Below are 15,020 nucleotides of genomic sequence, written 5' to 3'. Positions count from 1 at the left end.
TTTTATCTATAATTTAAGGCTGTACCGTTGTACCTCGGGGGGATACGGAATTAGGGGTAGCGGTAGACCCCTTTTTCCTTTCCCCCGATCCCCCTATACCTTCTACACCCCCACCGCCACTGCGTGGGGCAATGATTAGTAGAAGTTTGCTCCGCAAATTCTTTTGTTTAGATTGTTAATACAATATTCACTGCACCACTAAGCCTACAAATACTAAATCCATAGGCTTAGAGGTGGGAAAATTGCTTTGTTTTCAAATCGTAGAATTTCGTTAAGAAATCGCACTGTTTGAGCGTAGCGAGTTTGCGATTTTAGAAATTCAAGATTTAGAAAACACCAATTTTTGTAGTCTATAATATGATTTCACCCTATCAAATCGCCAGAATTTGCATAGCAAATTCTTACAAATTCGCACCACGCAGTGGCAGAGGGGTGAAATGGGTCGGGGGTCCGGGGAAGGGCAAAAGGGGCCTCTGCCGCCCCTACCGCCCTGCGCCCCGGTGTCGAAGTAATAACCTTAAATTACAAACATAATAAAAGACATCTATAAAGTCAAATAAAAAAAAGTATTTTCTCATATTTTTCAAAAAAATCTTACCAGTAATTTCTTGAGTTTTCCCATTTGTGCAACGGTATTATTCCTAATAAAAGTTAAATAATAAATCAATAAAACATTTAAATAAAAAACTTTTTTGCCTCTTTTTTCCATGAAAAAAGACCAGGGATTTCCTAGTCTTCTACTAATTCTTTTAGCTCTCCTATTAGTTTATAGTCAACTTTTTTAAGTTCTTCTATATTTCTTACTCCTAGTAGGACCATTATTATTTTTATTTTGTGGTTGACTTCTTTTAGGAAGTCTTCACAGGCTTGGTAGCCGCCTCTTAATAGGTAGTTTAGGACTTCTCCTGTCATGGCTGCCATGTCTGCTCCTATGATTATTGATTTTACTACGTCCATGGCTGTTTTTATGCCACCTGATGCTATGATGAATACATCATCTGATGCGCTTCTGACATCTATTATTGATTTGGCTGTTGGTATGCCCCAATTGTATAGGTCGGAGTAGTCCATTTCGAAGTCTCTTAGGTCTTCTATTTCTATGAAGTTTGTTCCTCCCTTGCCCGCTACGTCAATGTATTTGACATTTTTTTCTATTAATTTTTGGGCTACTTCTTTTGATATGCCAGATCCAGTTTCTTTTACTATGATTGGATATGGGAATTTTTCTACTAATTCTCCTATTATATCTATTGAGGAGTGGTAGTCATTGTCTCCTTCTTTCATAACTAGCTCTTGGGCAATGTTTAGGTGAACTTGCATAGCCTTGGCGTCTATGAGGTCTCTGGCAAATATAAAATCTTCGTAGTTTCTTTCAAAGCCTAAGTTTCCTATCCTAAATAGGTCTTCTTTTTGTTTGACTAGCTCAAATGATTCTCTGCTTGATTCATCTGTGAGAGCTATGGATTCGCTTCCTACTGCCATTGGTATGTTAATTGCTTGGCATATGGATGATAAGTCCTCATTAATGCTTGCTGATGAATCTCCCCCACCTGTGATTGCATCTACCATGAGGGGCATAGCAATCTTTTGACCCATAAATTCCACTGATGTATCGATTTGTTTTAATGATACGTCTGATAGGGCGTTATGCTCTATGTATACACAGTCTAGGAGAGTTGTTCCCCTTGCTCTTGTTTTTAGATAATTTTCTATGTGTTGGTCTTTTCTTTGACGTCTTTGCCTATCCATTTTATCCCCCTTGAGGATCTACTCTCCATCTTCAGCTGGCACTTCTTCTGTCGTGGTTGTAGTTGTTTCTATTATTTCGTACTCTTCGTAGCCACCATCATCAACATAATCACTATTATAATTTTCTGCTGGCGCTTGGTATGACTCGTTGTTATTTTGGGCAGGTGCTTGCCAATTTTGGTTGTTGTTCTGCATTGGAATTGTTTGTGTTTGTGGAACAGGGGCATCTTCTGCTTGGCCATCATCTTCTTTTTCTATGATGCCAGTTGTTTGTGATTGGTCTTCGATTTCTCCAAAGTCCTTGTATTCTTCGTAACCAGAGTCTTCCTTTTTCCAATTTTTGAGTTTGAAATTACCGTAACTATCATCTACAATTTGCCAGGTCTTATCATAATCAGGTATCCAATAGCTTGTTCCATTTATGGTCTGCTCCATGCCAGGAACTGTATGGGTGGACATTTTGTCTGATGAGAAACTATTGATATGGCCTGCCAAGTCAAGCATAGCACTCATTGGTAGATTTGTTTTTACATATTTGATATAGTTTGAGATAAAGGTCATCAAGTTCATATCTTTTGACTTTTTGACCATCTCATCTACCATGGCTTTTACAAAGGCTTGTTGGGTATTGACCCTGCCTATGTCTCCGTTGTTGTAGATATTTCTGGTTCTTAGATACCACATAACTTCGTTACCATCTAGGTGATTTGGTCCTGGATTGATTTTTACTTTGCCCTTGTGGATGTTGATACCTTCTGGAACATCATAGTCTACACCGCCTAGGGCATCGACTATGTTTATCAAGGCTTGGTAGTTGACTTGGACATAATAGTCTATGTCAAGACCCAAAAATTGCCTTAGGGTTTGCATAGTAAGCTCAATTCCTCCAAAGGCGTGGGCGTGGTTAACCTTGTCAAACTTATCCCTAATCTTCACCCTTGAGTCACGAGGTATGGACAGAAGCTCCATTTCACCGGTCTTTGTGTCAGCACTTATTAGCATGATTGTATCTGTTCTAGTAAAGTCAGTATTGTCGTCATTGCCATTCTTATCGACTCCAACTAAGAGTATCAAATATTGGCCTTCTTCTTTGTTTATTGCGTCATCGTTTATTATGTTTTCGTTGCCATTGATATTGAATCTTTGGCTAGCTTCAAGTCTGTCTAGTATAAATTTTGATCCGAAAAATCCTACAAGTATTACAAGAAGTGTAATAAAAAATTTTTTAGCTTTCATATATCTCTCTTTCTTTTACTTAAGAAAGATTATACCATCAATGGCATTTTATTGAAATCAAAAAGAGAGGCCTAAGCCCCTCAATAGTTAATTATTATTCGCCATTTCTTTTTGCTTCAAATTGTCACGTGCCTGGCTCATCATTAGCTTGACACGGTTGATTTGGTTGACCTCACTTGCACCTGGGTCATAGTCTATGGCCACGATATTGGCCTCTGGGTATTCTTCTCTGATTTTTTTCATAACACCCTTACCTGTTATGTGGTTTGGCAAGCATCCGAATGGTTGGATGCAGACAATATTTGGTGCACCAGCGTGGATTAACTCTACCATTTCGCCGGCAAGTAGCCAGCCTTCACCGGCTTGGTTGCCAAGACTTGTAACATCTGACGCGTATTCTACGATTTGGTCGATGTATTCTGGCTCGTTAAATCTCTTTGATTCTCTTAAGGCTTGTCTTACTGGTTTTCTGTAGGATTCGACAATGCTTATGCCAATTTTACCAATTCCTGCAGAAATCTTGGACTTTTTATAAATATCTGCCTTAAGTTCTGAGTTTTTCATACAATACATAAAGAAGTCTGTAAGGTCTGGTAGGATTACCTCGGCTCCCTCAGCTTCTAGAACCTTTTGTAGGTTGTTATTTGCTTCTGGCAAGAATTTTACAAGGATTTCTCCTACTATTCCTGCCTTTGGAATTTTGATATTCTTTACTGGGATATTATCAAAATCTTCCACTATTTCCTTAACTATCGACTTATACTCCCTATCTGTCATTGTTGGAGCAAGGACTTCAAGACGGCTAATCCAGTCTTCTTTGAGCTTATCTGTTGCTCCTTTTTCCACTTCATATGGTCTAGTAGCGTTTGATACTCTATTTATCAAGTCACCAAATATTATCGCCCTAAAGCCTCTTTTGAAAAATGGTATAGCAGATGGTTTTCTAAGGTCAAAACCAGAATTGGTCTCAATTCCTTGGGCAGATATTGCAATTACTGGAATATCTGGATATCCTGCATCTCGAAGACCCTTTCTGATGTAGCCAACGTAGTTACTTGCCCTGCAAGCTCCTCCTGTTTGGGTCATCACAATGGCAAGTTTGTCGGTATCATACCTACCAGAGTTGACAGCTTCCATAAATTGACCAACTACTGTAATTGATGGATAGCAGGAGTCGTTATTTACGTATTTTAGCCCTTGGTCTAGGACCTTGTCATTTACATGGTCTAAAAATTCTATATTCATACCATAATGGTGGAAGACTGGTCCTAGGATTCTAAAGTGTTCCCTAGCCATTTGTGGGGCAAGGATTGTGTAGCCCTCTTCAACCATCTTCTTGGTAAATTCTGGTGTGGAATAATCTAGCCTATCTAGGTCTGTCTTAAACTCAATTCCTTCCATTTTCTTTTGATTTAGAGCTTGGAGGAGAGACCTTATTCTAATCTTGATTGCACCAAGGTTTGAAACCTCGTCTATTTTTAATAGGGTATAAATCTTGCCGTGAGCTTCTAGCAAGTCTTGGACTTGGTCGGTTGTAACAGCATCTAGACCACAACCAAAGGAATTTAGTTGGATTAGTTGAAGATTTGGATTATCTGCTACATATTCTGCAGCCCTATAAAGTCTTGCGTGATAGGACCATTGGTCTAGCACACGAACATTGGCATCTATATCTTTGATGTTGTAGGCAACTGCATCTTCAGAAATTACCGGGATTTTCATTCCTTCTATTAGTTCTGGTATGCCGTGGTTGACTTCTGGGTCAATATGGTAAGGACGGCCAGCGAGGACTATGGCATTTAGCTTATTAGCATTTACATAGTCAATTATTTCCTTGCCACGAATCCTTATTTGATCGTGGTAGTCTTGAAGTTCTTGCCAAGCAGCTGCAACCGCATTTTTGATCTCTTTCTTGCCAATAACATTGCCATTGTGACTATATCCCTCAAATTCTTCTATCAGCCTATCTCTAATGATTTTTTCGCTTTCTAAAGATAGGTAAGGATTCATATAGTTTTTGCCCTCTAGGCTTTCTACATTGTTTTTAATAAGGTCAGGATATCCAGAAACTACCGGACAATTCATGTGGTTTTGAGCCTTGTCAAATTGCTTGTATTCGTAGAATACTGCTGGATAAAATATCAAATCCAAGTCATCTCTAGCTGCCAAATCTTCTATATGGCCGTGAGCAAGTTTGGCTGGGTAGCAGGCTGTTTCTGATGAGATTGAGGAGATTCCTTTCTCATACATTTGCCTGTCACTCTTGCCAGATAAGACTACATCAAAGCCAAGAGAGGTGAAAAACTTGTGCCAGAATGGGTAATCTTCGTAGATATTGAGAACCCTAGGCATGCCAACCCTACCCATTCGAGCAGCATCTCCCAAGCTCTTTCTATCGAAAAGAAGCTTGTTTTTAAATTTGTACATATTTAAATCGGCCATGGTCTCTTCTTTTTTGACACCAGCACCTCTTTCACATCTATTTCCTGTCACATATCTAGAGCCGTCAGGAAATACGTTGATGATTAGAGAGCAATTGTTGGTGCATAGACCACAGCGGGCATTTTTCTGCTTGTAAGTAAAGTTTTCAAGCTCATCTATATCTGCAAGTGAAGATTGGCCAGTAGATTTATCTTTGCTGATAAGGGCCATGCCCATAGCGCCCATAAGGCCAGCAATCTCTGGTCTTGTGGTTTTTCTGCCTGTGATTTTTTCAAAGGCTCTTAGTATGGCATCCCCGTAGAAAGTTCCCCCTTGAACTACTATATTCTCTCCAAGGGACTTTGGATCACGAACCTTGATTACCTTTTGAATAGCATTTTTGATTACAGAATAGCAAAGACCTGACGCTATATCTCCAACTTCTGAGCCCTCTTTTTGGGCTTGTTTGACCTTGGAGTTCATAAAAACTGTACAACGACTTCCTAGGTCTGCTGGTTCTTTGGCAAATAGTGCCTTTTGTTGGAATTCTTCTACACTCATTCCCACTGATGCAGAAAAGGTTGATAAGAATGAACCGCAACCAGATGAGCAAGCTTCGTTAAGCTGGATAGAGTCGATTATCCCTTCTCTGATATGCATGGCCTTCATATCTTGGCCACCAATATCTAAGATAAAGTCTACATGAGGATTGAAAAATTTGGCCGCAGAATAGTGAGCTATAGTTTCTACCTCACCATTATCGACATGGAGGGCATTTTTTATAAAATCCTCCCCATAGCCACAGATACCAGATGATGCTATATATGCCTTTGGATTTTTCTTGGCATAGGCGTCTTTTAACATAGAAATTACAACTTCAAGTGGGCGACCTAAATTCATCCTATAATCTTCATGGATGATGTGGGCATCTTCTGTAATCCAAACCATCTTGCTAGTTGTGGAACCCGCATCAATACCTACATATATCGGTCCCTCATAAGTCTTAATATCATCATAGATAACTTGGTCTGTCTTATGATTTGCCACAAAGTCTTCGTATTCTTCTTTAGAAGTGAAAAGAGGATCAAGTTTCTTGGTCATTTCCATGTCTTCTGGCAATTCTTTTTTAAGTTCCTTGATCAAATCTTTGTAGGCTACATATTCTTCATTCTCAGCAGATAGGATAGCTGCACCCTTTGCAACATAAAGTTGAGCATCTTCTGGAGTTGTAAATGTATTGCCATCTTCTCCCAAAGTTTCCACAAATCTATCTCTTAGGGCAGGCAAAAAGTGAAGTGGTCCACCCAAAAATGTGACATTGCCCTTTATAGGCCTACCACAGGCGAGGTTTGATATAGTTTGGTTAACAACTGATTGGAAGACTGAAATTGCAATATCTTCACGACTTGCCCCTTGGTTCATAAGGGCTTGGATATCAGTTTTGGCAAAAACCCCACAGCGGGAAGCTATAGGATAAATCTTCTTGTAATTTTGTGATAGATCATTTAGACCAGAGGCATCTGTATCAAGAAGCGCCGCCATTTGATCGATAAAAGCACCAGTACCTCCAGCACAGATTGAGTTCATCCTTTGTTCAACAGAACCTGATAGGTAGGTAATCTTAGAATCCTCCCCGCCAAGTTCAATAACAACATCGGTTTCTGGAATAAATTTTCTAATTGCAGCAGTTTCTGCAATAACTTCTTGGACGAAATTGATCCCCATATATTTTTCAAGGAACATTCCCCCAGAACCAGTTACATTTATAGTAATATAGTCGTCCTTAAACTCTTCATAAGCTTCACTAAGGACGGCCCTTACAGTTTCTTTAACATCAGATTTATGTCTTCTATATACTTGATATAGGGTATTAAAATTCTCATCTGTAATCACAATTTTTACAGTAGTAGACCCTACATCAAGACCCATATGTAAATTCATAAAAAGCCTTTCTAATTAATCTATATATAAAAAGTTATCATTAAAATAACTTGTTTGCCTTTAAAACTAACACTAACATTTTACCTCAATCCAAGAGTTAATTCCAAGTAAATAACTAGGGATTATCCAGTAAAAGCCGGTACATATTCCATTAAATACTATAAAAATTTTTTTGCAATACAGCAAAAGAAAAAAGAGCCACAGAGACTCTTATTTTCTATTTATTTAGATGTATAACTTTTGCTACATCAATCTACTTAGCTTCATTTAGTTTTTTACTATCTCAATATTAATAATAGCTCTACACACTATTTTAAGTTAGGCCAGTATTCCTCATTTACTTCAATGAATTCATCCAATACTTTTTTTGCAACATCTGCATTTGGTACTGTCTGATTTAGTGTAAAAGCTTGCAGTGCCTTGTAGTATGAATTTTCAAAAAATGCATCTACCAAAAGTTTTTCTGAAGCTACTTGCGCTTCCATTAAACCCTTATGAAAATCAGGTATAGGGTTTCTCAGCGATATAGGTTCAGCGCCATTTGCATTGACATAACAAGGTACTTCAACAGATGCATCGTCTCTTAAATTTGGAATTGATCCTTTATTCGCTTTTATTAGCATGAATCTGTCATTTTTATCATGCAATATAGAGGCTGCTATATCAACTATATATTGACCATGTTGGGAACCCTCATAATCTATAGATTCTAGGTTTTTGTTCTATTTGATTTCTTTAACTGTTTCCTTAATTTTTTTAAGTCTGCCATCCATTATTTGATTGGCTCTTGTGTAGTTAGGATCCTCTTTTTCTACCATTTGCTCTGAGAATAGATAATATAGCAAATAGTTGTTTGGCAATCTGTCAGGGAAAGTTTTTACAAGCATTTGATATGATTGCCATGTGCTTGCCCAAGATGGATCTTGACCTTCTGTGTTTAACCCTTCTTCTATGATCTTATCTATTAGTTCAGGCATAACATCTTTTTTTAAAGACTTATCGTATATAGATTCATACCAACCAAAGTGATTTAAACCGTAATAAATTGGTATCCAGTTTTCTCTATCATATCCAAAACTATCAGCAATAATTTCTTCAATTGAGATAGTCATATCACAAGCATTGATTATTTTCGCATCAGGATATTTCCTTCTCACTACTTCTGAGATTATTGTTTCGGGATTTGTATAATTTAATACCCATGCATCTTTGTTATATTTTTGGATTAGATCTATCATCTCTGAGAAGCCTTTCATAGAACGCATTGCGTATGAAAAGCCTCCTAATCCACAAGTTTCCTGCCCCACCAGACCATATTTCAAAGGTATTTTTTCATCTTTTTCCCTCATCTGCATTCCGCCAACTCTGATTTGGGAAAAGATAAAATCAACTTCTGAAAAAGCTTCCTTTGGGTCTTCCGTTCTAAGCAAATCAACCTTGTAATGACCTTTATTTAATATAAAAGAAATTATTGTTTCCATGTCTTCGTTTCTTACTTTATCGATGTCATAAAGCCTAATCTCTGAAACTGAAAGGTCTTTATGATTTAAAATAGAAAGAATAATACCTGGTGTATAGCCACTACCAGCGCCTGCTATTGTAACCTTTAAATCTTTCATTTATTATCTCCTATAAAAACTTTTCAAACTCTTTATATACATTTTCAACTTGCGGACCAATTATTATTTGTATATTTTCTTTAGATGGTCTAAATATTCCTGCAACATTAGTACTTCTAATCAAATCTTCATTAATTAAGTCTGGATTATTTACTTCTACTCTAAGCCTTGTAACACAGTGGAAGCTGTCTTTGATATTTTCTTTACCACCAAGTGCCTCTAACAAAACTTTTGATAGGTGGTAATAATCATTAGTCTTTAGACTTAGTTTAGATTCTTCATCAAAGTTTTGTTCAGAATAATCCTTATCAATATCATTTCTTCCGATTAGTTTCACATTTCTGCGAGTTATAAATTGATAAAAAACCACATAGTAAACTGCAAATGTAATTATGCCCAGTAAAATAACTTTTAATCCGTTTGTAGATATACCTAAATTAAGAATGTAATCTATTAGGCCCGATCCTGATGCAAATCCAATTCTAATATCCATCAAATAAGAAGCTACTCCTACCAATCCAGCTAGTATAGCATGGATTAAATATAAAGCTGGAGAAGCAAACATAAACATAAACTCAACAGGTTCTGTAATTCCTGTCAAAAATGAAGTAAAGGCACTACTTGTAATAAGCCCCTTAGAGTTTTCCCTTTGATCTTCATAGCTTGCTCTATATATAGCAAAACCAATCGCTGGAATCGCAAACATCATGATTACAAAGAATGGAGCTAAAAAATAACCTGCACTTGGGTCTGTCGCGATAAATCTTCCTATTTCACCCTTAACTTCTTCTCCTGCGTTATTAACAAAGGAGCCCATTTCGAAATATATAGGTATTTAATACATGGTGTAGACCTGTTGGTATTAATAATCTATTGAAAAATACAAAAAGTCCAACCCCAAGAGCTCCCATACTGCCTAGTAGTTGAGCAAAATTATCGATTATGTTTTGAAAAACAGGCCATATGAACCCAAAAACTAGAGATAAAAGTGTTTGGACGATTAACACAACTAAAAACGGAAAGTTTTCTCCAGAAAAGAAAAATAGAGCTGTAGGAAGCTTAACGTCTTTAAACCTATCAAAACAATAAGCTGAAACCAAACCAGAGATAATACCACCAAAAATGCCCATATTAATATCTGGATTCATAACTTTAAGTCCTTCTTTTAAAGTTAACATAGCTACTACAGCTAGCATTGCTGGTTTTCCACGATCTTTAACACTTACAAATCCCATTGCTACACCAATAGCAAATAAAATATCTAAATTACCAAAAACAGCACTACCTGCAGCCCCTAAAATAGGTAAATTTAACAAATCTGGTGACGAAATCCTAAGTAAGATCCCTGCAATAGGCATTACTATTACAGCCAAAAGCATGGCTTTGCCTAATTTTTGAAAAAATTTATTCATTTTAACTCCTTAATAAAATCTGAATATGTGGCCAATTCTATATTATTTTCTTTCACTAATATTTTTATATAATCACTTGTTAGATTCTTATGCTCATAAAGCCTTCCTGTATTAAAAGATGAGTTTTCCATCAGATAATGGTCTATAAAGCCTGGATGAACCATTAGTTCAACAAATTCATAATTACAAATGTGATCAAAGATTTTTTTCATCTCTTCCTGATCGGTATTTTCATCCGCTAAAACACCATCAAAGTTTTCTTTTATAAAATCAGGCGAATTGAAATATTTATCATTTAAATAACTACTCCTTACAGGTAGGCCATATTCTTCACTCAATTTTTTTGTAATTTCTCTAGTTTGTTCATGAGTATGCATATGGTGATGGCTATCGATATGGTCAATTTTAAATCCTGCTTTTAGAATTTTTTCTATCTGACTTTTCCACTCATTATAAATCAAATCATAATCTAACCAATCTCTTATAATAGTATTATAATCATCATCTAGATAAACAGGTCTTCTTAAAAATTCACCTTTCTCATCCAAAAATTCTTTTGGTAAATCGGTCAATGGTTTGCCAGCTGTAAGAACCAGATGAACTCCAATTCCTAAACCAGGGTATTTTTTATGAAGCTCTAGCGCATCATCAAAACCATACATATTTGCCATCAAAGTTGTAGAGCTAACAATTCCATTTTTATATGCATCGATAATTCCAGCATTTACTCCTGGGCTGTAGCCAAAATCATCGGCATTAACAATCAATTTCATCAAGCAAGTCCTTTCTATTCTCATCAAAATAGATATCATTTAATAAATTACAAATATATGGTAGCGTATATCTAATGGACATATCTGTTTCATAGTCTATCCTAAATCTAAAAATATCGCTGCCAATAAAGCCCTTAATTTTTGGTATTCTGTATATTTTATAAAACTTATCACTAGTAACTTTGGTATCGTCAAAGGTAACCAAACAAACTTTAGACTTTAGAGAATCCAATCTATCATCCAATAGTGATAAAAATTTACCAGTCCAAGATATTATGAAAATCAAATCATTTGGTCCATAGCCTGATACATAATCTTCATTTCTGTCGCTAAAATCTATTAAATGAATTATTTTTCCAACTGTAGCCATAGTTACCTGGAAGCCCTTTAGAAATGCTAATTGCATACCAGTTGAGAAAACTGTACATCTATGAGATTTTTTGATTAGAAGTGCTAGCGATTTTAACTGTATCATTAAATTTTCATAATCAAAAGCATCTGGAAGAAGTTTTAAATCATTTACAAATTTATCATAATCATCTTCATCGAAATCTTTATAATTTAACGAATTTAATATGTTAAAATTAAAATCTTCGGTTAATGTTTTCTTTAAATCAGAAAAATTATCATATCCCATTCTTATACAAAATCGTCTAATAGTTGATCGTGATACAGAAATCTCTTCGGCAATCTCGTAAATACTATATTTTTCAAGATTATATAAATTGTTTATAATGAACTTCGAAATTTGATAGTCTGCCTCATCATAATCTTGCGTATTTATAATGTTGCATAATAGATTTATAATTTGTAAACTCTCAATATGCTGAATACCTTTTTGCACTTTTACCTCCTTTTACAAATGTTTTCTCTTATATAATATCATATCAAACCATTGAATTTGGAGCGAATTATGGAACTAAATGTTAAAATTAATTTTTCAATAGCAAACGTTTCTTTTGCCTTTATTGTATATGTAGCATTTTTACAATTGCAAATGCTTTTAATATAAAAAAAAGAGCCATATAGACTCTTTTACATTAGTACATTTCCTACTATTGTTCCTAGATAATTCCCTATTATATAGCCAAAGAGGCCTGCGAATATTCCTGGGCCTATCAGATGGTACCAGCCTTTTGATATGGCCATGGCTGCTGCTGTGGATGGACCTCCTATATTTGCATTTGATGCTATGATTGCTTCTTGTAGGGAAACTTTTAATAATTTTGCTCCTAATAAAACCATAATCATGTTTATAAGAACCATTATAAAACAGAATACTAGTAGCAGTGGTGCTGTTTTTATAATAAGTGGTATGCTTGCTGGCACTCCTATTACTACAAAGAAGATATATATTAAAAATGATCCAACTTCTTCTGCTCCGCTTATATTTTCAAAATATTTTGGAAATGCTGTGGTAAGTATCATAGTTAATGTTGTTATTATAAGGTATGGGTTGCCAAAAAGTTGATTCAACAATAGGCTAAAGGCGTTTGTTGTTGGGATTTTTGTTGCAAAGAATCCTGCAACAACATTACTCACTGCAACTATAGCAGCAGATGTTGCAAATATTACTGCCAAATCAAAGGTTGATATATAGGTTTTCTTGTTAAATTCATCCTTGTGTTCGTCACTTGCTTCTGATTGAATGAAATTTTTCCTAAAAAATCCAATATTTGGCAAAGATGATAGGATTACAAAATAAATAGCCATATTAAAATTGTCAGCTACAGTAGTTGCTGAAACCATGGTCTTATCAAGGTCAAAGACTTGGCTTAGGGCGACAAAGTTGACTCCTCCACCAATATAGGAACCTGTCATCATTCCAGTGACGCTTCCTAAGTTTGGAATGGCATTTTTGAGTAATCCAAAGGCAAGAAAGGCGCCAAGCACAGTTCCTAGTGAACCGATGGTAAAAAGTAAGAGCATTTTTCCCGATTCCTTAAAAATCTTTCTCATATTTGACCTAAATAAAAGCATAGGAATAGAAAGTGGGATAGCATAGTCCCAAACAGTGTCATAAACTGTTGACTCCATAGGCAAAACCTTCAAGTTGGTGAGAATCACAGCAAAAATCAGAGCAATAACTGCCCCAGTTAAAACTTTCCCCCACTTATATTTTTTCTCGATTGTCATAGCAAGGACAACAATAATTAATAAAACTGCCCAAATCATCCAAATATTGTCTGGACTTATCAAAGTATTAGTCATAAACTCTCCTTAAACTTTATTTTATTATTATAAACTAATTTTTATAATAATAAAACAATTAAAGACAAGTTTCTTTGATAAAATAGCAGAATAAAAAAACACCTAGCAATACTAGGTGAAAATTTATTAGTCTCTCGCTCTCATTTCTTTGACAAGATTTGATATGACTTTGAAGTGGCTATCTTTGGAATCATAGGCTATGTCAAATAATATCATCTCTGTATTTACTACTGCTGCGCCCATTTGACCTAGTAGATTGGCAGAAGTTTCTTTTAGTTCTTCTGTATATGAGCTAATAGCATCTTTTACAAAAAATACATTTAGTCCAAGATCTAGGAGAGTTCTCACTGTTTGGTAAACACAAACATGGCCTTCAGCTCCTACCACTACAACATTTGTGATATTATTTTCTTTTATGAAGTCTAGGACTTCTGGTGTTGCCGCATCAAATATTGTCTTTTCAAATATCTTATCTTCTGGGATTTGATCTAGTAATCTTTGGTCAGATTTACCCAATCCCTTTGGATATTGTTCTGTTGCAAGAATTGGCATTTGGTATTCTTTGAATGCCTTTATCAAAACCAAGGTGTTTAATACAGTAAGCTCACCATTTTCCATGGTCTTCATTAGTTTTGGTTGCTCGTCAACTACCAAAAGCATGGTCTGATCTTTCTTTGAGTATTTGTCGCCTTCTAGTGAATTTATATAATATTTGCTTGCTAATTTTCTTTCCATAAGTCCCCCTGTCTAAAATCTCCATCTTTCATTATTTTATCGATTGTCGATAGTACTGCTCCCTTATTTTTTGACCATCTTGGATAGGCAATATTTTCACCAATCCCATCTCCTGTAAGCCTATTAACTACAACTTTAGGATTTAGATGACGGAGCATAGTTACCACTATATTTGCATAGTCATCCTTGGTCATATCATAAGTTATATTATTTTTTTCATAGTAGGATTTTAGATAAGTATTATTTTCTATATAAAGATTGTGGATTTTTATTCCTTCTATCCCGCGATAATTTATATATTCGATGTCTTTTAGATAGTCACCGATACCTTCTCCAACTAATCCCACAATAATATGAGCTACCATTTCTATACCCAAATAAGCAAGTTTTTGAACTCCATTATCAAATTCTTGATGAGAATATCCACGGTTGATAAATTCCAAAGTATAATCATTGACACTTTGCATGCCGAGTTCAATTGTAAGGTCAGTAACTTGATTTAATTCAGCAAGCAAAGCCAAAACTTCATCAGGTAGGCAATCGGCACGAGTTGCTATAGATAGACCAAGAATATCTGGCTCATCAATAGCTGCATAAAACATATCTCGCATTTTTCCTAGGTCTCCATAGGTATTGGTGAAGTTTTGAAAGTAAGCGATATAACCATCCTCACGACCAGGCTTTGATAAGATTTTCTTCTGATAGGCAATTTGCTCTTTGATATCCCCAGCAGACTTATAAGTCCACTCTCCAGCTCCAGCATCAGAACAATATATGCAGCCTCTGTAAGATAAAGTCCCATCACGATTGGGGCAAGTAAAACCACCATCCAAAGGCAATTTTATAATCTTCTTCCCGTATTTCTTTTTATAATAAGTGTCTAAATCATTGTAGCGTTTTCTGTTAAGTTCCATAATATGATT

The 15,020-nt window shown here is 35.7% G+C and carries 10 protein-coding genes and 1 pseudogene; all 11 read right to left on the bottom strand.

Annotated features, from left to right (window positions below; genetic code table 11):
• Window positions 1–729 precede the first annotated feature (729 nt).
• Window positions 730–1,749: a type 2 isopentenyl-diphosphate Delta-isomerase gene (gene fni / locus BN38_RS02605; RefSeq protein ID WP_044565368.1), complete on the bottom strand. Its 1,020-nt coding sequence runs from the start codon at window positions 1,747–1,749 to the stop codon at window positions 730–732.
• Window positions 1,750–1,767: 18 nt separating this feature from the next.
• Window positions 1,768–2,985, bottom strand: coding sequence for an LCP family protein (locus BN38_RS02600; RefSeq protein ID WP_044565367.1), 1,218 nt, complete (start codon window positions 2,983–2,985; stop codon window positions 1,768–1,770).
• 87 nt (window positions 2,986–3,072) lie between these two features.
• Complete coding sequence (locus tag BN38_RS02595; protein ID WP_044565365.1) at window positions 3,073–7,347, bottom strand: 2-hydroxyacyl-CoA dehydratase; 4,275 nt, start codon at window positions 7,345–7,347, stop codon at window positions 3,073–3,075.
• Between the two features lie 308 nt (window positions 7,348–7,655).
• Window positions 7,656–8,966 (bottom strand): annotated as a pseudogene (locus tag BN38_RS02590) (family 4 glycosyl hydrolase).
• Between the two features lie 10 nt (window positions 8,967–8,976).
• On the bottom strand, window positions 8,977–9,783 hold the full coding sequence (locus BN38_RS11505; protein WP_268257882.1) for a PTS transporter subunit EIIC: 807 nt from the start codon (window positions 9,781–9,783) through the stop codon (window positions 8,977–8,979).
• A complete protein-coding gene (locus tag BN38_RS11310) occupies window positions 9,767–10,378 on the bottom strand; it encodes a PTS transporter subunit EIIC (RefSeq protein WP_268257881.1) in 612 nt (203 codons plus the stop codon). The genes BN38_RS11505 and BN38_RS11310 overlap by 17 nt, the downstream gene beginning before the upstream one ends.
• The gene (locus tag BN38_RS02580; protein ID WP_049944426.1) at window positions 10,375–11,151 is read right to left on the bottom strand and encodes a carbohydrate deacetylase; all 777 of its coding nucleotides are present in this window, start codon (window positions 11,149–11,151) and stop codon (window positions 10,375–10,377) included. The genes BN38_RS11310 and BN38_RS02580 overlap by 4 nt, the downstream gene beginning before the upstream one ends.
• The gene (locus BN38_RS02575; RefSeq protein WP_044565362.1) at window positions 11,135–11,995 is read right to left on the bottom strand and encodes a MurR/RpiR family transcriptional regulator; all 861 of its coding nucleotides are present in this window, start codon (window positions 11,993–11,995) and stop codon (window positions 11,135–11,137) included. The genes BN38_RS02580 and BN38_RS02575 overlap by 17 nt, the downstream gene beginning before the upstream one ends.
• A gap of 191 nt (window positions 11,996–12,186) precedes the next feature.
• Window positions 12,187–13,362, bottom strand: coding sequence for a DUF819 family protein (locus BN38_RS02570; protein ID WP_044565361.1), 1,176 nt, complete (start codon window positions 13,360–13,362; stop codon window positions 12,187–12,189).
• 126 nt (window positions 13,363–13,488) lie between these two features.
• Entirely contained in the window at window positions 13,489–14,097 is a 609-nt protein-coding gene (locus tag BN38_RS02565) for an isochorismatase family protein (RefSeq protein ID WP_044565359.1), read from the bottom strand.
• Window positions 14,082–15,011, bottom strand: coding sequence for a TIGR01212 family radical SAM protein (locus BN38_RS02560; protein WP_044565358.1), 930 nt, complete (start codon window positions 15,009–15,011; stop codon window positions 14,082–14,084). Before BN38_RS02560 ends, BN38_RS02565 begins: the two co-directional genes overlap by 16 nt.
• Window positions 15,012–15,020 lie beyond the last annotated feature (9 nt).

Origin of the sequence: Anaerococcus provencensis (genome assembly GCF_000312365.2) — a bacterium.
GTDB classification, from domain to species: Bacteria; Bacillota; Clostridia; order Tissierellales; family Peptoniphilaceae; genus Anaerococcus; species Anaerococcus provencensis.
The sequence above is the reverse complement of the archived record's forward strand: the minus strand, read 5'-3'. Positions and strand labels throughout refer to the sequence as shown.

Coding starts and splice junctions, on each gene's coding strand:
- fni (WP_044565368.1), bottom strand. CDS start 1,749: ATGGATAGGCAAAGACGTCAAAGAAAAGACCAACACATAGAAAATTAT.
- BN38_RS02600 (WP_044565367.1), bottom strand. CDS start 2,985: ATGAAAGCTAAAAAATTTTTTATTACACTTCTTGTAATACTTGTAGGA.
- BN38_RS02595 (WP_044565365.1), bottom strand. CDS start 7,347: ATGAATTTACATATGGGTCTTGATGTAGGGTCTACTACTGTAAAAATT.
- BN38_RS11505 (WP_268257882.1), bottom strand. CDS start 9,783: ATGGGCTCCTTTGTTAATAACGCAGGAGAAGAAGTTAAGGGTGAAATA.
- BN38_RS11310 (WP_268257881.1), bottom strand. CDS start 10,378: ATGAATAAATTTTTTCAAAAATTAGGCAAAGCCATGCTTTTGGCTGTA.
- BN38_RS02580 (WP_049944426.1), bottom strand. CDS start 11,151: ATGAAATTGATTGTTAATGCCGATGATTTTGGCTACAGCCCAGGAGTA.
- BN38_RS02570 (WP_044565361.1), bottom strand. CDS start 13,362: ATGACTAATACTTTGATAAGTCCAGACAATATTTGGATGATTTGGGCA.
- BN38_RS02565 (WP_044565359.1), bottom strand. CDS start 14,097: ATGGAAAGAAAATTAGCAAGCAAATATTATATAAATTCACTAGAAGGC.
- BN38_RS02560 (WP_044565358.1), bottom strand. CDS start 15,011: ATGGAACTTAACAGAAAACGCTACAATGATTTAGACACTTATTATAAA.